Annotated in this window: 15 protein-coding genes; 4 read left to right on the forward strand and 11 right to left on the reverse strand. The window is 29.6% G+C overall.

The window, feature by feature from the left end; all coding sequences use genetic code 11:
* Positions 1 to 58 precede the first annotated feature (58 nt).
* Both QEJ31_RS05155 and QEJ31_RS05160 read left to right on the forward strand, forming a co-directional pair.
* Positions 59 to 1471, forward strand: a complete 1413-nt coding sequence (locus QEJ31_RS05155) for a pitrilysin family protein (protein WP_280592711.1) — start codon at positions 59 to 61, stop codon at positions 1469 to 1471.
* Positions 1472 to 1475: 4 nt separating this feature from the next.
* On the forward strand, positions 1476 to 2954 hold the full coding sequence (locus QEJ31_RS05160) for a hypothetical protein (protein WP_280592712.1): 1479 nt from the start codon (positions 1476 to 1478) through the stop codon (positions 2952 to 2954).
* A 4-nt stretch (positions 2955 to 2958) separates the two neighbouring features.
* On the opposite strand, the gene QEJ31_RS05165 is transcribed toward QEJ31_RS05160, so the two are convergent.
* Genes QEJ31_RS05165 through QEJ31_RS05215 form a run of 11 tightly spaced genes read right to left on the reverse strand, consistent with a single transcriptional unit; the run spans position 2959 to position 16047 of the window.
* Complete coding sequence (locus tag QEJ31_RS05165; protein WP_280592713.1) at positions 2959 to 3957, reverse strand: ABC transporter ATP-binding protein; 999 nt, start codon at positions 3955 to 3957, stop codon at positions 2959 to 2961.
* A gap of 2 nt (positions 3958 to 3959) precedes the next feature.
* Positions 3960 to 4781, reverse strand: a complete 822-nt coding sequence (locus tag QEJ31_RS05170; RefSeq protein ID WP_280592714.1) for an ABC transporter permease — start codon at positions 4779 to 4781, stop codon at positions 3960 to 3962.
* 12 nt (positions 4782 to 4793) lie between these two features.
* Complete coding sequence (locus QEJ31_RS05175) at positions 4794 to 8342, reverse strand: AAA family ATPase (protein ID WP_280592715.1); 3549 nt, start codon at positions 8340 to 8342, stop codon at positions 4794 to 4796.
* A gap of 23 nt (positions 8343 to 8365) precedes the next feature.
* Positions 8366 to 9589 carry an exonuclease subunit SbcD gene (gene sbcD / locus QEJ31_RS05180; protein ID WP_280592716.1) on the reverse strand — a complete coding sequence of 408 codons (1224 nt, stop codon included), beginning with the start codon at positions 9587 to 9589 and terminating at the stop codon, positions 8366 to 8368.
* Positions 9590 to 9619: 30 nt separating this feature from the next.
* Positions 9620 to 10378: an outer membrane protein assembly factor BamD gene (gene bamD, locus QEJ31_RS05185; RefSeq protein WP_280592717.1), complete on the reverse strand. Its 759-nt coding sequence runs from the start codon at positions 10376 to 10378 to the stop codon at positions 9620 to 9622.
* Positions 10379 to 10412: 34 nt separating this feature from the next.
* Positions 10413 to 10826: a methylmalonyl-CoA epimerase gene (gene mce, locus QEJ31_RS05190; protein WP_280592718.1), complete on the reverse strand. Its 414-nt coding sequence runs from the start codon at positions 10824 to 10826 to the stop codon at positions 10413 to 10415.
* 9 nt (positions 10827 to 10835) lie between these two features.
* Entirely contained in the window at positions 10836 to 11834 is a 999-nt protein-coding gene (gene meaB, locus QEJ31_RS05195) for a methylmalonyl Co-A mutase-associated GTPase MeaB (protein WP_280592719.1), read from the reverse strand.
* A gap of 4 nt (positions 11835 to 11838) precedes the next feature.
* Positions 11839 to 12402, reverse strand: a complete 564-nt coding sequence (locus QEJ31_RS05200) for an acetyl-CoA carboxylase biotin carboxyl carrier protein subunit (protein WP_280592720.1) — start codon at positions 12400 to 12402, stop codon at positions 11839 to 11841.
* A 16-nt stretch (positions 12403 to 12418) separates the two neighbouring features.
* Entirely contained in the window at positions 12419 to 13963 is a 1545-nt protein-coding gene (gene accC / locus QEJ31_RS05205) for an acetyl-CoA carboxylase biotin carboxylase subunit (RefSeq protein WP_280592721.1), read from the reverse strand.
* A 30-nt stretch (positions 13964 to 13993) separates the two neighbouring features.
* A complete protein-coding gene (locus QEJ31_RS05210) occupies positions 13994 to 15544 on the reverse strand; it encodes an acyl-CoA carboxylase subunit beta (protein ID WP_348524549.1) in 1551 nt (516 codons plus the stop codon).
* Between the two features lie 11 nt (positions 15545 to 15555).
* Positions 15556 to 16047 (reverse strand): cobalamin B12-binding domain-containing protein, encoded by a 492-nt coding sequence (locus tag QEJ31_RS05215; RefSeq protein WP_280592723.1) that lies wholly within the window; start codon positions 16045 to 16047, stop codon positions 15556 to 15558.
* 162 nt (positions 16048 to 16209) lie between these two features.
* Between QEJ31_RS05215 and udk the strand changes: the two genes are divergently transcribed.
* Positions 16210 to 16920 carry a uridine kinase gene (gene udk, locus QEJ31_RS05220; protein WP_280592724.1) on the forward strand — a complete coding sequence of 237 codons (711 nt, stop codon included), beginning with the start codon at positions 16210 to 16212 and terminating at the stop codon, positions 16918 to 16920.
* Positions 16921 to 17201: 281 nt separating this feature from the next.
* The gene (locus QEJ31_RS05225; protein WP_280592725.1) at positions 17202 to 17438 is read left to right on the forward strand and encodes a hypothetical protein; all 237 of its coding nucleotides are present in this window, start codon (positions 17202 to 17204) and stop codon (positions 17436 to 17438) included.
* The last annotated feature ends 226 nt before the right edge of the window (positions 17439 to 17664 follow it).

The raw sequence follows: 17664 nt of genomic DNA on the forward strand, positions 1-17664 counted from the left end.
ATGGAACAAGTAATGGATAAACCCTTTGTTTGTTTTTCTTATCTATTTAGGACTTATTATGCCTGTTTTTTCTAGGTTTTTTAAAACAGTTTTCTTTACATGTTTATTTTCGCAATCGGCAGTAGCTAACATTTACAATAATAAAAAAAATTATTATTTAGAGAAAGTTAGCCAAGTTTTACCTGAATCATCATTATCAACACACTTATACAAGTATTCTAATGGCTTAACTTTAATAGTAGTCCCGCAAACAAAAAATTCATTTTCTTCGCTTTTTACAGTTGTAAATGCTGGTAGCAATAAAGAAATTGAAAAAAAAGATGCAGGTATTGCGCATTTTTTAGAGCATCTATTTTTCCTAGATGCGAAAGGCTCAAAAAATCAGAAATTCGAACAAGAACTAGTTAAATTAGGTGCTGAATTCAACGCTCACACGTATAAAAGATATGTCAGATTTTATATCAATTTTCCTGCTCCTGTTTTTGATGAAGTTTTAAAATTACAAGGAAATATGTTTAAAAATTTAGAAATCAATAGCACTTCCCTAGAAAATGAACGAAACATTGTATTAAATGAAAGATCTATATCTTTAGATAAAGACGATATTTTTTCTAAAACTTCAGAGTCACTAAATAAAATTCTTTATCAAAAAACTCCTTATGAAGAAAGTATTCTTGGTCCAGAAGAAAATATTAAATCATTTACTGCTAAACAATTATATGATTTTTATTCTCAACATTACTCTCCCAGAAATACTATTTTTATAGTTGTTGGAAAGTTTAATCCAGATGACATTGCAGAAAAAATTTACCAAGAATTTAAAAACTGGAAAGGTAAATCTGAGAATTTTGAACAAAAATATTATTATAATACAAATTTTTCAAATTACATTTGCTTTGATAAAAATTTACCGATAAATCGATACTCTTTTGTTTTTAAGAAAGAGCGTTTTTCAGAAGAAGATATTATTTATTTTGAAATACTAAACTATATACTTACTATAAAATCAAACTCGTTTATAAATGAACTTTATGATAAAGATTATATTTCGGATTTTTATTTATATTATAATACAGGAAGTGGTATTATTAATGATCAAACTGAATTTAATTTTGAAACAAATAACACTAAAAATTTTTCTTTCTATAAAAATGCTATTTTTAATAAATTAGATGAAATAAAAAATACTAAATTCACCTCTTATGAATTAAATAAAATGAAAGATTATTTAATCAAAAATACTGCTTTAAGTTACGAAAAAAATTTTAATATAGCCGAGAATATTACTTTTAATTATTTTACCTTTAAATCTACAAATCCAGAATTAAAATTCTCCGAGATTATTTCAAATTTAAATAATTCAAAATTTTCAAATTGGATTGAAGAAAATTTTATTAAAAATAAATATTATACAATAAAATTTATGCAAGATAAAAAATTAACTAATTTCTGTAAAATTGATGAAAGATAGAAATATGTATATTAATTATATTAAATATATTTTACCATTATTAGTAGTATTTAGTAATTCAGTATATTCTATAGAAATATTTAAGAAAAAAAGCAATAATTTGTATGATAACATCCATTTAATTGAAAGGGAACAAATGGATTTTAATAAAATATCATTACCAAATAAAAGCTCTATATACTGGCATAATAGCTCCGATAAATCGCCTTTATTTTATTTAACCATTTCTTTTGGAAATGGTCTAAATATTTTTAATGATAAAGAAAAAACTGCCTTTCATTTTTTTCTCCAGTTACTAAATTTGAACTTAGTAACAAGAACACACCCAATATGTGTAAATGATGGAAGCGATAATCTAGAAATTAATTACTTTTATACTACAGAAAATAAAGTCTATTTTCAGTTTATAGGGTTGAATAAAAATTTAGATTATCATCTGCAATACATAAATTGTATTTTTGACAATCCACAATATTTTGAAGAAAATTTATCTTATTACATAAAAAATTGGAAAAACAATATATCAGATAAAATAAATTTAAATGATAGTTCATTAATTCAAGATTTAATTAATGAAGAAATAAGTTATTTATCTTATAACAAATTTTATAATCTAAATAATGCAAAAAAATTAGATGGTGTCAAAATAAAAGATATTACAAAAATACACGATAAAGTAGTACACGCAAATGGTTTAAAATTAGTTTATATATCCACTACTGAAAAAGATCAATTACCTGTAATTAAGAAATTCTTAAATAAATTACCTCAAGGTAACATTTATCCAGAACTATATTCTGAAAGTAATGAATTACAAAAAAAATCAGAGAAATTTGATGTTTATATTTTGCAAAACAGGGACTTTAAACAAAATTATATAACGATTAGTCAAAATTTTTCAGATAATTATAATTTTAGCAAAGCAGATAATATCCACCTTGATATTATCTCCTCTGATTTTAAAAACAATATATTCTTTCCTAAAATTCGTTCCGAAACAGGTATTAGTTATAACCCCTATACTATACTCAATGATTCTGAATTTTCCTTAGTATATGAAAGCCCTAAAAATGAAGTATTTAACTCTATCAATATTTCTCTTGAACTTCTAGATAATTATATAAAAACAGGTATATCTAGTGAAAATTTAATTAATACAAAAAAAAGCATTATTCACTCAGAAGCAAAAAAAGAATTTACAAATTCAGATTATCTAAAGTTAATCACTGGGAAAGTTTCATCTAATTTAATTCCTAATATTGATGTAACTGATTATCTTTTATACATAAAAAATATTAACGATTTAAATAAAATAAATAATACATTAAATTCATTTTTTAAACGAGAAAAATATTCTATCATTTATATCATTGGTGATCCAAACATAGAAGAGCTCAATAGACTTAAAAATCACCCAAGAATTCAATCAGTTAATCTTTCTACTAAAGAATATTTTATTGAAGAGTATAAGAAAAGAAAATAATTTTTTATTTTAATAGAATATCACCGGCATTAATTTTTACAAAAACATCTTCTAAGCCAGGGGATTCTGTACAAATATCATTAATTTTAAGTTTTAATTTATCTGTAACAATATGCAGAATATTAACAGATTCTAAAAATGAGCTCATGCTTCCGTGGATATAGGGTAAAGATAACTTTAATGCTCCAGTACTTTGACTCACAGTTTTAACGGCTTCAACCCCAACATTTTTTTCTTTTAGGAAGAGTTGATGTTCTTCAATCCAACTTTTTACATTAGAAACTTCAGTAAAACAACATACTTTATGCATTCCACCTAAAGCTAATAAATCTTTATTTTCTTTTAAAGTTACAATTTCTCCTTGTTTTATAATGGCAATTCTACTACAAAATTCTTCTGCTTCTTGCAAATAATGAGTTGTTAAAATAATAGTTAAACCTTCTTTATGCAAATCCTCAATAAATTCCCACATACTTTTTCTAAGTTGAATATCGACGCCAGCTGTGGGTTCATCAAGAACTAATATTTTTGGTTTATGCACTAAAGCTCTAGCTATCATCATTCTCCGCTTCATTCCACCGCTTAATTCACGAGTTGTTTTTTTCTCATGATCAAGTAACATTAATTTATCTAGCAAAAAATGAATCCATTCCGAATCGGGTTTAAAGCCAGATAGTTTACTTTGAATTTTAAGCATAGTTGATAAATTAAAGAATGTGTCCGCAATTAATTCTTGCTGCACTACTCCTAACAATCTTTTAGTTTCAGATGTATTTTTAGAGACACTCAAGCCTTCAACATAAACATCACCAGTAGTTGGTTTATTTATTCCGGCTAATAGACTTAAAAGAGTTGTTTTACCTGCACCATTATGACCTAACAGGCCAAAGCATTCACCTTTTTTAATAGCCAGATCTATTGGTTTTAAAGCTGTAAATAAATCGCCTTTAGGTAATTTATAAGTCTTACTGGCATTTTTAAATTCAATTGCAATATTATTCATAATTACGCCCTCAAACCAAAGCCAGACTTTAAAACTTTCACAGAAAAAACTGAGACTAAAATAAAAAATAGTATTGAAACAGAAAAACTAATAAGAGGAGATGTATCTGAAATACCTAAAACCGAATAACGAAACATACTAACGATATAAAATATTGGATTGAAAAATCTTATAAATTGAATCCATTCAGGAAAGGTATTAAAGGAAAAGAAAACTCCAGAAAAAAAGATCAAAGGCTGTACAATAAAAGAAATTAACATACCAACCTGATCCCAGCTTTTACAAACAGCACCAGCCGCTATACCAATACTTCCAAATATTCCAGTAGCTAAAAATAATGCCGCAACTAGTAAAAATGGATTAAAAGGAACAAAAGTCCAGGCGCATAAAAATCCTGCCGCTAAAACAGCTAAAGTAACAATAAGAGAGCGGATAACAGCCCCGCTAATATATGCAAACCACATAGCAAATGGAGAGAGCGGAGCCATTAAAACATCGACGATTGTTCCACTCCATTTAGCAATCATAATGCTACTCATTGGGTTTTGCAGACCGGCATTTACAACTTCCATAGCTATAATTCCAGGAATTAAAAAGACTACATAGTCATAACCATGAGTAAGAACTTGATCATTATTTTTTGATATTAGTTTTCCTAAAGCCAATCCAAATAAACCAAAATAAAGAATAGCACTACCAAAGGGAGCTAGAATTGTTTGTGCAGGGACTGCAAAAAAACGCCGAACTTCTCTTTCAAAGACACCAAAACCTGGAAGCCAAGATTTTCCTTCTGCCTCTTTTTTCAAATATTCTTGAATATTCATAAAAACCTCAAATCAAATATTTTCAACTTTCAATGCAGAATGTCCATTTCCAAGTTTTTCAACAATTATCCTTGCACCGATAGCTTCTTTTAAAAATTCAACATGACTAATGATGCCCACTTGGGTACCAGTTGAATATAATGATTCTAAGGCACTCATTGCAACTTGCAAGGTTGAGGGATCTAACGTTCCAAAACCTTCGTCCAGTAAAATTGTTTCAATTGGCATTTTAACAGTTCGGTAATCAGCTAAAGCTAAAGCGAGAGCTAAAGAAACAAGAAAAGTTTCACCTCCTGATAAAGTTTTAAAAGATCTTACCTCATTTGCATGATATGCATCTTTAATTGCAAATGCGAGTCTGGGTTTATTCTCAGAATCTAAAGCCGGTGCCAAGGAATAGCGTTTTTCAAACCTAGCCAAATGATAGTTAGCTTTTCCAATTAATTCTTCCAGATTTAAAATTTGGGCAAATTTTTTAAATTGTTCACCATTATTAATGCCTATTATTTGGTGTAATTTTAACCAAACTGAGTATTCACTTTTTACAATATTTAGTTCATTGAAGTATTTTTGTGCAATTTCTTTATTTGCAATATTTTTATCTATTTGAAATTGAATATTTGTCTTTTCTGAAGTTATTTCATCGATTTGTATTGTTAATTTCTTTTTTGTAGCTAAAAGTTCATCTAAATTTTCAATATAAGCATCGATTTTTAAAGTTTGATGTTGATTTAAATCATCAAGTCTTTGCTGCATTAAAGCTGATGCCGTTGATTTATCCAACTCCAATTCAGTTGTAATAGCCTCATACTTTTCTTTAGTAATTTCATCGAGAAAGTTCTGTAATACTTCTTCTTTTGTTATTTTATATTTTTTACATTCTAATTCAATTGAAGATGAATAAATAAATAAAGCATCTAGTAATTGCTTTTCCTTCAATTCACTAGCTTGAATTAAACTTTTAATTAATTTAATTTTATTTTCTTTCTCACTTAATTGTTCTTTTTCATGTACTAGCGTTTTATATTTTTCATCTAACTCATGATACATATTTTTTTCTATTAAATTCGGATCTTCACCAGAAAAAATAGTATTAATTTCTTTGATTAAAATATCTAATTTTCTTTCAATTTCCCCCATACTTTGCAAAATATCTGAAATATTTTTTTCACGCACTAAAATATCTTTTTCTAAAGATATTTTTTTATGATTCAAAGAATTCAAACTAATATCTATTTCTCTAAACCTAGAAAAATAATTATTTTCAGTTAATTGAAATTTATAATTCTCTTGATCCTTTAATTTCAAAGATTTTTTGTAATTTTCAAAAGAAAAATTTTCATCAAAATAACATAAAATATCTATAATATCTTTCATTATAAATTTAATTTTAGTATTTATTTCTTTTGCTTCTAAATATTTTTCTTTATTTATGTTATATAAATCGAGTTTTTCTTGTATTTCAATTAATGATTTTTGAATTACATTAATTTCTTCTTCATTCTTTTGTTCTAAATTGTTTAAATGCTGAAATATTTTTTCGCTAGTTAAACCACTCTCTAGGGAATTTGATAAATTTAAGAGCTTAATTAATAAATTTATATTTTCTTTTTTTTCTTGCTTTAATTTATCAAGATCTAATTTAAAATTATTTATTTGCTCTTTTAAAACGAGAATATTTACTTCAAAACTACTTAATTCTTTTCTAGAATTTTCTATCAAAATTTCTTTTTGCTTTAATTGTTCAGTTAAAAATTCATACTGACTTAATGCATCTAAATCAGCACTCCGGAAAGATTTTTCACTAAAATATGGATGACTTGAACTCCCACATAAAGGACATTCTTCACCACTCACTAATAATTGCCTTTTTTCAGCAATATTTAAATGCCATGAGAGTTTATGAATATGATTTTTAATTTCATTAATACTATTTGATTCATTAAGAAAGGTATTTTTATCGGCAAATATTTTTTCGTTTTCTCGTAATAACAAAAACTCATTTTCTTCTATTTTATGTTTTAATTTTATTATATTATCATCAATTTTTTGCATATTTTCAAGATGGAATGAGGCTTTTGAAAGTTCTGCCATATTTGCAATTAAATTATCTTTTTGTTGCTGAAATTGTTTTAATTTTTCTTGTGGTTTCTCAAATGGTAAAGAACGCAGAATAACTTCTTTTTTTATATTCTCAAAATCATGTTTAATTTTAGAGTATTCTTTATCTGATAAATATTCGTATTGTACTAAGGTATTTAAAGTTATAAGAATTTCTTCATACAATTTATTTTTTTTTCTTTTTTCTTCTATAATAGAAAAATCAATCGATTTATACTGAGCTAGGAATTTTTCTTTCTCTTGTAAATAAAATATTTTCTTTTCTTTTGTTTCATTTAATTTACTAAGAGTGAAATCTTTTTCAATTCTCAATTCTTTTGCTTTAGCTATTAAGGGTCTTTGCCTTTCATTTTCAGTTTTTAAATTTTCATATATTTCGTTATATTTTTCAATATTTAATTTTAAAAAGTCGATATGACTTTCATATAAATTAGCTTCATTTTTATTTTTTTCTTTTTGTTCATATAAATTTTGCAATTCTGCTTTTAAATTATCATGTTTAAAAATTAGTTCTATAGTGTTTGCATATTTCTTATAATTTTTAAATTTTATAATATATTCAATATTATTTTGATATTTTTCTTCAGTTTTATTCCATTTATTTTGTGCGTCTATATATTTTTCTTGCAGTAAAATATTTTTTTCAATCCAATCAATATTTTTTTGAACTCTTTTTGCTTCAGTATCAAGAGAAGTATATTCAATTTGTTTTTTATTTAAATTTTCTAAAAGATTTTCTTCTTGTTCATTAGTTAATACTTCTACACCACTATATTTTAATGAAGCAATAGATAATTTTTCTTCAAATTCTTTCTTTTTTTCGGCAGCTTTTTTTCCGATTTCTTTATATTTTTCGGTATTCGTCAGTCTTTCTAATATTGCTGCTCGCTCTTCTTCATTTGCTTTTAAAAAAGCAGCAAATTCTCCTTGTGCAAGCAGAACCATCCGTTTAAAATCTTCTACTGTAAGATATTCAAGCACTTTATTAAAGTGAGGCTCATAAAACTTTGGTCTTTGATCGCTAACTATTTGTTCCCAGTCATTTAACTCATCTGAATATCGTTCCAAAATTCTTCTAGGATCTTTAAAATTTCCCTCTGGTTTTTTAAATGCTCTTTCACATTGCCATGTAGCTCTATATTTAATTATAGTATTATTTTCTTGCTTAGAAAAAGTTAATTGCGAATATGCAAAAACTGTTCCTTTAGACATAATTTGTCTGCAGTCATTTTCAGGATCTTTATCTGATTTTGCTTTAGTTAAGCGAGGAGTTTGTCCAAATAACGCCAAACACATAGCATCCATTAGTGTTGACTTACCGGCGCCTGTAGCTCCCATTACTAAAAAAAGTGGTGCATTACAAAGATCTTTTTCAAAATCTATACTATGAAATCCATACAAAGAATTTAAATTTTCCAGCTGAATTTTTATTAGTTTCAATTTATTTTCCTTTATTAAATAAATTAAATATTTTCTTCATTTAATAAACTACGAAAAGCTTGCAATAAATTTTCGTCTACTATTTCATTATATGTGTCACACATTTTTAAAAAAACCTGCTCAGCAGTTAACTCTTTTAAAGAAAATGTTTCGTTATTTTTTGCAATTACATTTTCAGATTTAGCTGGAACTTGTCTGACATAAGCTATCAGAGGAGAATTTTCTTGGAATTTATTGCTTAATAAATTTTTTAGTTCTAAATCTAAACCTGAGCGGTATCCGTTTACTTGCACTGTAATAGCCAAAATAGGCGACATTGGTGTTTGCCAAGAAATATTTAGTAAAACATTATTTATTTCTTCTAAATTTGATTTTACTTCTATTATTTTTCTGAATACAGGAACTTCAAATTTTTGCACGGTTTTTGCTTTAGAACCTTTTTCATAAGAGATAATCTGAACATATCTAGGAAAATTTGATTCTTTAATTGATAATGGAATTGGTGACCCACTGTAATATGCATTTGATTGCTCTACTCGATATGCCCTATGTATATGACCTAAAGCTATATAAGAAAATCTCGAATCGAAAATTGTAGAGGGAAGTCCTCCCATTGTACCTATCATATGTATTTCTTGTGGAGCATCATCTAGCTCGCTGCCACAACACGCCATATGGCCAGTTGCAACAATAGGAGCACCATGCGCTATATTTTCAGCAGCTTCAGCTAAGTCAAAATAAAATTTTTGTATTTTTTCTTTAAAGAGAGAATATATTTCATTTTCATTTTGAAAAGAAGTTCTTATGCCTAGCTTATATTCATGAATAAATGGAACTGCGACAACAACCAACTCCACAACATTTTCGGCGTTTTTAATAGGACATAAATATCGATCTAGATTTTTTCCTTCAAACGAAATTCCTCCTACAATAAAAACATCAAGAAGTTTTAAGAGCTCAGCGGGCGCATCAAGCCTTGTTGGGGAATCATGATTTCCACCTACTATAATTACTTTTTGTACCTTAGTATTTTGCGATACAGACAAAAGAAATTGATAGTAAATTTTCTGAGCTTCTGCGGAGGGTTGGGATTGATCAAAAAGATCACCAGAGATAATAAGGACTACAATTTCTTGTTCCTTTAAAAATGGGATCAACCAACTTAAAAAATATTTATGATCTTCTTCACGTCCGATACCTTCAAAAGTAGCCCCTAAATGCCAGTCAGAAGTATGAAGAATTTTCATAATTACCTTCTTTTTTATTTGAATGTAATGTTACTTTATAGATAGTATTTCTTTTGCTTTTTGCCGTAAATCATTTGGCTTAACATTTTTAATGACAGCATATTGATCTGAATCTGGATTTTCTTCTAGAAAATCTGCCATTTCTTCATAACAAACAGCTGCTCTTTCTTTCGCTTCTAATTTAAGATCATCATATTGTGGAAATTTCGTTAAAATTTCTAAATATCTATTTAATGCTGCTGAATATAAGTCTTTCCTCCAATAAAAACGCGCAATAAACATTTCATGTTCAGCCAAGCGTCTTGTTAGCACCTTAATTCTTTCAGTAGCTTCTGGAATATATTCAGCATTCGGATAATTTTTTACATAAAAACTGTATTTTATAATTGCTTTTCGAGCTGAAACCTGCTCTCTATCAATTTCTTCCGAAGCTTGCAAATCATTAGAATTTGCAATTCTATATTGAACAAATGAAACATTTTTATCGATTGGATTCCTACGCGCGAAGTCTTCGTAAGCAGCAATGGCTTCTGGATATTTACCAGATAAATAGTAGGCATTTGCTTGCATTAGTTCTGCTTCTGGTAAATTTTTGGAATAAGGATAACGAGCTTTATATTCATCTACATTTGAAACAACATCAGACCAATTTTTATCTTCAAATTCATCACGAATGCGAGTTATTCCTTCTTCTTGAGATTGTTCAGAAATTGGTACAGTTCGGCATGATACTACTGTAAAAAGAAAGAAAAAACTTAAAATTGAAACATAAAGCTTTTGAATTGGCATAAATAAAATTTCTTCTTTAAATGTTAGTCTAAAATTAAATTGCGGCTTGCTCCTCGACTAATTCGACAAGCACTCCTCCCGTAGCATGGGGATGCACAAATACAATTCGAGTATTATGTGCACCATACCTGGGCTTTTCATCAATAAGCCGAATATTATTTTTTTTCAAATATTCTATCCAATTGTCTAGATTCTGCACCTCAAAGGCAATATGTTGAATGCCTGCACCTCTGGTCTCTAAAAATTTTGCAATTGGACTGTCATCCGCAGTAGGAGAAAGTAGTTCTAATCTTGAAAATTCACATCTTAAAAACTCGACAGCTACTTTTTGTTCCGCCACAACTTCTGTGCCTTCATTATTCAAGTGTAAAATTTCATTAAAAAATTTTTTAGCTTGAGCTAAATCTTTGGGAACTATTCCTAAATGATTAATTCTTTTTATATGCATAACATATTCCTATTTTATTTCTTTCTGAAAAAGTTCACTTGCTATAGACATGGCAGTTGTTTTTCCTAGCGATAATTTTTCTATCTCTACATCATTAATTTGCTTAACTTTTTCTCGAAAAACTTCCTCTGCTAATATTAAAATATTTTGTAGAACTTCGTTTCGGAGTCGTAAAGTTCTTAGTTCTTGTCCAATATGACTGTTTTTTTCATATTCTTCATGCTGAAAAAATGAGTTTACTAGTTCCGAAATTCCTTCATTCTTAGCTGCTGAAGTTTTTAGTACTGGAGGATGCCATTGATTTTCTTCATTTGGAGCTGTATTTTCCATCAATTCTTGAATCATTCTTGAGGAATCTGCCAAATCACATTTATTTACAACGTAAATATTTGCTAATTGTAAAATACCCGATTTCATTAATTGAATTTCGTCGCCACTATTGGGCATTAATACTAGAACCGTAGAGTCTGCTAAGCTAGTAATTTCACTTTCACTTTGACCAATCCCAACAGTTTCAACCAAAATATAATCAAAATTTAAAACAGATGCTAAACGAATAGCGCTACGAGTGGCGCGCGCAACACCTCCGAGCGCTCCACGCGAACCCATAGAACGGATAAAAACATGAGGATCACGAAAATGTTCATGCATTCTAACTCTATCACCAAGAATAGCTCCGCCTGTTAATGATGAGGAGGGATCTACTGCAAAAATAGCAACCTTTTTCCCTAATTTTCTTAATTCTTTTACAATTAAATTAGTTAGAGTTGATTTTCCAGCTCCTGGCAGTCCCGTAATTCCTATAATTCTTGCTTGCATTGTGGCATTTGTAGATAAATTTGGGTGTGCTAAAAGCTTAGGAGCGAGCAAAGGATCATTTTCTACAAATGTAATAGCTTTACTTAAAGCTCTAATTTGAGAATTCCATTGATCAACATTTTCAAGACAAAATTTTCCTATTAAAGAATTTACAATAGTATTAATATCAATGGATTGTTTTATCTTCATTCAATTAACCTTGATTTGTAGGGGACAAATATAAAAGAAAATCTCCAACAGAAACACTGTTTCCTTTACTAATTTTTATTTTAGATATTGTCCCATCACATTCAGCAACAATTCTATTTTCCATTTTCATTGCTTCAATAATAACTAAAGCATCTCCTTCTTTGACAACAGATTGTTCAGAAACTAACACGGAAACAATCTTTCCAGTCATAGGCGATTTTAATTCTCCACCAAGAATATTTGTTAAATTTGTTCTTGATTGAACAGGTTTTATTACATTTGCTAGATAATTTTTTTGCTGAATATAGTTGTTACTTTTAATACCAAATCTGTAATGTTCACCTTTTTTTTCTATAAAATTATTATTTACACGAACTATTTTATTTCCTATTAAAATACTTCTTCCATCAGCTAAAAAAGTACATTTTTCTTCAATAAATTGTCCCAAATTATTTTGGATATAGAGGGAGAAATATTCTCCTTTTGCTAAATGCATGAAGTCAATAGAAGCTGGGACATCAATGATAAATTCTTCTTTTCCTTTAGTTTTTTGCACATGAATTTTCATAAAATAATACTCCTAATTATCTTCTTGTACTTTCTAAACGAAAAGCATTTGACCATGCAGACGTTACTTCTGGAAGCACATTTACTTTTGCTTCTAATTTTGCTTTTTGGTCAGTAACTTTAATTGCAACAACAGCAGCTTCTTCTTTTGTTAATATAGCATGTAATTGTTCTGAGTTTTCAAGTAATTTATCATTTTCTTCAATAAAGCGGGTTGTATAGTTACCTTCACGAAAATTTGGAAATTCAATTAATGCTTGATGAAATGGAATTGTTGTTTGAATACCTTCTATTTGAAATTCACTCAATGCTCTTGCCATTTTATTTAATGCATCATTGCGATCTGTTCCATAGACTATTAATTTAGCAATCATGGAATCATAAAATTCAGGTATTTTATAACCTGGATAAATATGTGAATCTACTCTTACTCCTGGGCCAGAAGGAAACTCAAGATCTTTTATTGTTCCTGGATCAGGACGAAAATTATTAAAAGGATCTTCCGAATTAATTCTTGCTTCTATAGCCCACCCACGAATAAAAAGATCTTTTTGGGCAAAAGGTAATTTATCACCCATAGCTATTTTTATTTGCATTTGTAATAAATCAACACCTGTTACTATTTCTGTTACTGGATGTTCAACTTGAATTCTTGTATTCATTTCCATAAAATAAAATTTTGTTGGAGATTCTAATATAAATTCAATTGTTCCTGCATTTACATAACCAACACTTTGAGCAGCTCTGACTGCAATTTCGCCCATTTTTTTTCTTGTTTCATCACTAATGTAACTCGAAGGGGCTTCTTCAATTAATTTTTGATGCCTTCTTTGAATAGTACAATCTCGTTCAAATAAATGAACAATATTTCCATGAGAATCTGCTAAAACTTGAAATTCAACATGTCTTGGATGTTCTATATATCGCTCACAAAAAACATCTGCATTGCCAAAGTAACTAAGAGCTTCCCTTTGGCAGGCTTCAAAAGCTTGCGCAAGTTCTTCATCCTTGCGAACAACACGCATTCCTTTTCCACCACCGCCTGCTGCGGCTTTTAAAATAAGTGGATATCCTACTTGATGTGCAGTATCTTGGAGATCTTTTAAATCTTTTAATGGCTCATTTTTGCCAGGACTACATGGAACCCCTGCTTCTGTTACTTTTCTTTTCGCTAATGTTTTATCACCCATAGCATGGATAGATGCAGGTGAGGGGCCTATCCAAACTAAACCTGCTTTTAAAACTTCATTTGCAAATTCTGCACTTTCTGATAAAAAACCAAAACCTGGATGTATAGCTTCAGCTTCAAGCTCTTTTGCTGCATTTAAAATATTTTGGATATTTAAATAACTTTCATTACTCGGCGCATTGCCAATCCAACAAGCTGCATCGGCTAAAGCAACGTGTCTAGAATGAAGATCTGCCGATGAATAAACAGCTAAAGGTGACAAACCTAAATCACGACAAGCTCGAATAATACGCACACCAATTTCACCTCTGTTGGCGATAAGTACTTTTTTAAATGGCTTATGTATTAATGGTAAATATTGATCATTAAACATTTTAAAATCCCATCCTGAATTATATTTTAATTATAAAGGAATATTGCCGTGTTTTCTTTTTGGTAATTCTTTTCGTTTTTGTTTATTTAAAGTTAGAGCTTGAATTAATAATTTTCTTGTTAATTTAGGTTCAATTACATCGTCTATAAAACCTTGCTGTGCAGTGACGTACGGATTTGCAAAAGTATCCCGATAGTTTTGAATTAATTCCTGTCTTTTTTTCTCAGGATTAGTTGATTTCGCAATATCATTTTTGAATATAATATTGCATGCACCTTCTGGTCCCATGACTGCAATTTCTGCGCTTGGCCATGCAATATTATAATCAGCACCAATATGTTTAGAGTTCATAACATCATATGCGCCACCATATGCTTTTCTTGTAATCACTGTAAATCTAGGAACTGTAGCTTCACAAAATGCATAAAGTAACTTAGCACCATGTTTAATAATCCCACGCCATTCCTGCTCTGTTCCAGGTAGAAAGCCTGGAACATCAGTAAAAACTATTAAAGGAATATTAAATGCGTCGCAAAAACGAACAAAACGAGCTGCTTTTATGCTTGCATTAATATCTAATACTCCAGCTAGATTCATAGGATCATTTGCAACAATCCCGACTGATTGACCTTGTAACCGAGCAAAACCTATAATCATATTTTTTGCATAATTAGGTTGCAACTCTAAGAAAGAATCCAAATCACAAACTCGTTTAATAATTTCTCGCATATTATATGGCTGATTTGGATTGTCTGGAATAATTGAATTTAATTCTAAATCTGCTCTATCCGCTGCATCACTACAATTATGTACAGGCGGTGCTTCCAAATTATTTTGCGGAAGATAGGAAATTAATTTTTTCACAAATGCAATGGTTTCATATTCATCTGCGCAAGCAGCATCGGCTACACCACTTTTCGAATGATGCGTATCTGCTCCACCCAATGATTCAAAATCAACGTCTTCACCAGTTACCGTTTTTATAACATCTGGCCCTGTAATAAACATATGTGAAGAGGTTTGGGTCATTATTATGAAATCGGTAATAGCTGGAGAGTAAACTGCACCACCTGCACATGGTCCTAAAATTGCACTAATTTGTGGAATAACTCCACTTGCTATGGTGTTCCTATAAAAGATATCTGCATATCCACCTAAACTGGAAACTCCTTCTTGAATGCGTGCTCCACCACTATCATTTAAACCAATTACCGGAGCACCATTTTGCAAAGCAAGATCCATTACTTTACAGATTTTTTTTGCATGCATCGCACCTAAAGAACCACCAAAAACAGTGAAATCTTGGGCAAAAACATATACAGGGCGACCAGCGATAAATCCATAGCCGGTGACAACGCCATCACCTAAAAATTTTTGTTTTTGCATTTCAAATTGATCGCAATTATGAGTAACAAATGCATCTAGTTCTACAAAAGAATTACTATCAAGAAGCTCTTGAATTCTTTCGCGTGCGGTCATTTTTCCTTTTTCGTGTTGAGCATCGATTCTTTTCTGCCCTCCACCAATAAATGCCTTGTTCCGTTCCTCTTTCAGCTTCAAAATTGCTTTTTCCGTACTCATTGTCATTTTAGTTACCCTTCAAGTATTTTTTTTATTTCAAGGATTACATCTTGCACTTTTGTTCCTGGAGTAAAAATTGCCTTAACTCCCACTGATATTAAAAAAGGAATATCCTCAGCAGGTATCACTCCACCACCAAATACAGGAATGTCGCCCCCTCCCTTTTCTTTTAAAGCTTCAATTAATTTGGGAAAAAGAGTTTTATGCGCGCCTGAAAGCAAAGACAAGCCAACAATATCAACATCTTCCTGAATAGCGGTTTGAGCTACATCTTCAGTTGATTGACGAACACCTGTATAAATAACTTCCATACCAGCGTCGCGGAGAGCTTTGGCGATATATTTTGCACCTCTATCATGACCATCTAGTCCACATTTTGCGATTAAAACTCGAGGAATTTTTGTAAAAGAAACACCTCCAAGAATATGCGAACCTCCACCGACCTCAACTTTGGAGAAACAGATAGGTGAAAGATTATTCAAAGAATAATAGGGCTTTATCATAGATTAAAATCCTGTATATGAAGAGCTCGATAGCAGATTACAAAGCGTTAGTGTATTTATTACGTATGATTTTGCAAGAATTTACAAAGATACTTGCAATGCGAAAGAATAAGAGCTAATGCTTTGCTGTTTTGAAAAGAATTACTATCAGGATGTCAAAATATGTGGCAAAAACATGCTTATAAGTTACACTCGCTTGAGTATAAAGTACGAGAAGCAAAAGGAAAAATTAACATATTTGATCGCCAATGGAATCAGCCCTATGTGATTGGTGTTTGTGGGGGCTCTGGCAGCGGAAAAACTACATTTTGTAAACAACTTGTAAAGTATTTAGGCCATGATAACGTTTTGCACATCAGTCAAGATGCCTATTACAAAGACTTAAGCCATCTTCCCTTTGAACAAAGGGCTGACGTTAATTTTGACCATCCAGATATTATAGAGTTCCCTTTGTTAGCCGCGCATTTAGACGATCTTATGCTCGGGAAAGATGTTAATTTACCTCTCTATGACTTTGCTAAACACAGTAGATTACTAGGAAATCAATATGCATCTCCTAAACCTATTGTTGTTTTAGAAGGAGTTCTTTTATTTTCTGATTCAGATATTGAAAAAAGAATAAATCATAAGGTTTTTATCGATGCTTCAGAAAAAGTAAGATTTGAACGCAGACTCAAACGTGACGTGCGGGAACGAGGAAGAACACCTGAATCTGTGCATAAACAATTCAATCATTCCGTTAGTCCAATGCACAATATTTATGTTGAGCCTGGAAAAACAAAAGCTGATCAAGTCGTTTCTGGTGAGCAATCATTTGATACTGTAATAGTAGACCTATCCCTAAAAATTTTGAAAGAACTCTTTTCAAATTAAAATTTCTGGCAAAATTTCCTTTATTCTTTTTAACAAGTTGAACACAAAATAAAAATAATTAAATACCCAATTAAAAAGCAGACAGTTTTGTCTGCAAAGATACTTTTACAGTTATGTTTTCTTGATATGTAATTAACTACCATTTATTAGACACAGTAACTTGATAAGAACGTCTCATTTAATAAGACGCTTTTTATTCATATTTTATATTTCGTTTCTTAAGATCATTTGTTATAATAATTTATAAACAAAATTGACATCTATTATTAAGGAGAAAATAAGTGGAATACTTATTGAGTAAGATATATTCTGATCCAATATATTCGATTAAAAGTTTGACAACTTTTCAACTAAATTACTTTCTTGACTACTTTAAATTTGAATGTCGCAACGAATATTATCCAACCAGTCAAGAGTGTAATGATGATAAAGAAATGGCAAATTTAATTTATAAAAATATAAAAACTGAAATCAAACAACGAGTTAAACTTGGCATACCATACAGACAGCTACACTAAAAATTATCTATGCAAAAATATCTAAAAAAAATTAAATTAACAGGCAAATTATAATTTTATTTGTGAGAAACCATATGTGAAATAAATTTGCATAAAAAAGTTTCATCTATTTTTATTTTTTACTAAACAATTTATAAATTTTATTGAAATTTTCTAAAAAATATGTGAAAAATAATATCTCATATAAAATTGAGAACTTACTTTAAATTGAATTTTTGGAAAATTA

The sequence above is a fragment of the Pigmentibacter sp. JX0631 genome (assembly GCF_029873255.1).
GTDB lineage: Bacteria > Bdellovibrionota_B > Oligoflexia > Silvanigrellales > Silvanigrellaceae > Silvanigrella.

Bases quoted from the DNA above. Each gene is read 5' to 3' on its own strand.
- QEJ31_RS05155 (WP_280592711.1), top strand. From the start codon at position 59: ATGCCTGTTTTTTCTAGGTTTTTTAAAACAGTTTTCTTTACATGTTTA.
- QEJ31_RS05160 (WP_280592712.1), top strand. From the start codon at position 1,476: ATGTATATTAATTATATTAAATATATTTTACCATTATTAGTAGTATTT.
- QEJ31_RS05165 (WP_280592713.1), bottom strand. From the start codon at position 3,957: ATGAATAATATTGCAATTGAATTTAAAAATGCCAGTAAGACTTATAAA.
- QEJ31_RS05170 (WP_280592714.1), bottom strand. From the start codon at position 4,781: ATGAATATTCAAGAATATTTGAAAAAAGAGGCAGAAGGAAAATCTTGG.
- sbcD (WP_280592716.1), bottom strand. From the start codon at position 9,589: ATGAAAATTCTTCATACTTCTGACTGGCATTTAGGGGCTACTTTTGAA.
- bamD (WP_280592717.1), bottom strand. From the start codon at position 10,378: ATGCCAATTCAAAAGCTTTATGTTTCAATTTTAAGTTTTTTCTTTCTT.
- mce (WP_280592718.1), bottom strand. From the start codon at position 10,826: ATGCATATAAAAAGAATTAATCATTTAGGAATAGTTCCCAAAGATTTA.
- meaB (WP_280592719.1), bottom strand. From the start codon at position 11,834: ATGAAGATAAAACAATCCATTGATATTAATACTATTGTAAATTCTTTA.
- QEJ31_RS05200 (WP_280592720.1), bottom strand. From the start codon at position 12,402: ATGAAAATTCATGTGCAAAAAACTAAAGGAAAAGAAGAATTTATCATT.
- accC (WP_280592721.1), bottom strand. From the start codon at position 13,963: ATGTTTAATGATCAATATTTACCATTAATACATAAGCCATTTAAAAAA.
- QEJ31_RS05210 (WP_348524549.1), bottom strand. From the start codon at position 15,544: ATGAGTACGGAAAAAGCAATTTTGAAGCTGAAAGAGGAACGGAACAAG.
- QEJ31_RS05215 (WP_280592723.1), bottom strand. From the start codon at position 16,047: ATGATAAAGCCCTATTATTCTTTGAATAATCTTTCACCTATCTGTTTC.
- udk (WP_280592724.1), top strand. From the start codon at position 16,210: ATGTGGCAAAAACATGCTTATAAGTTACACTCGCTTGAGTATAAAGTA.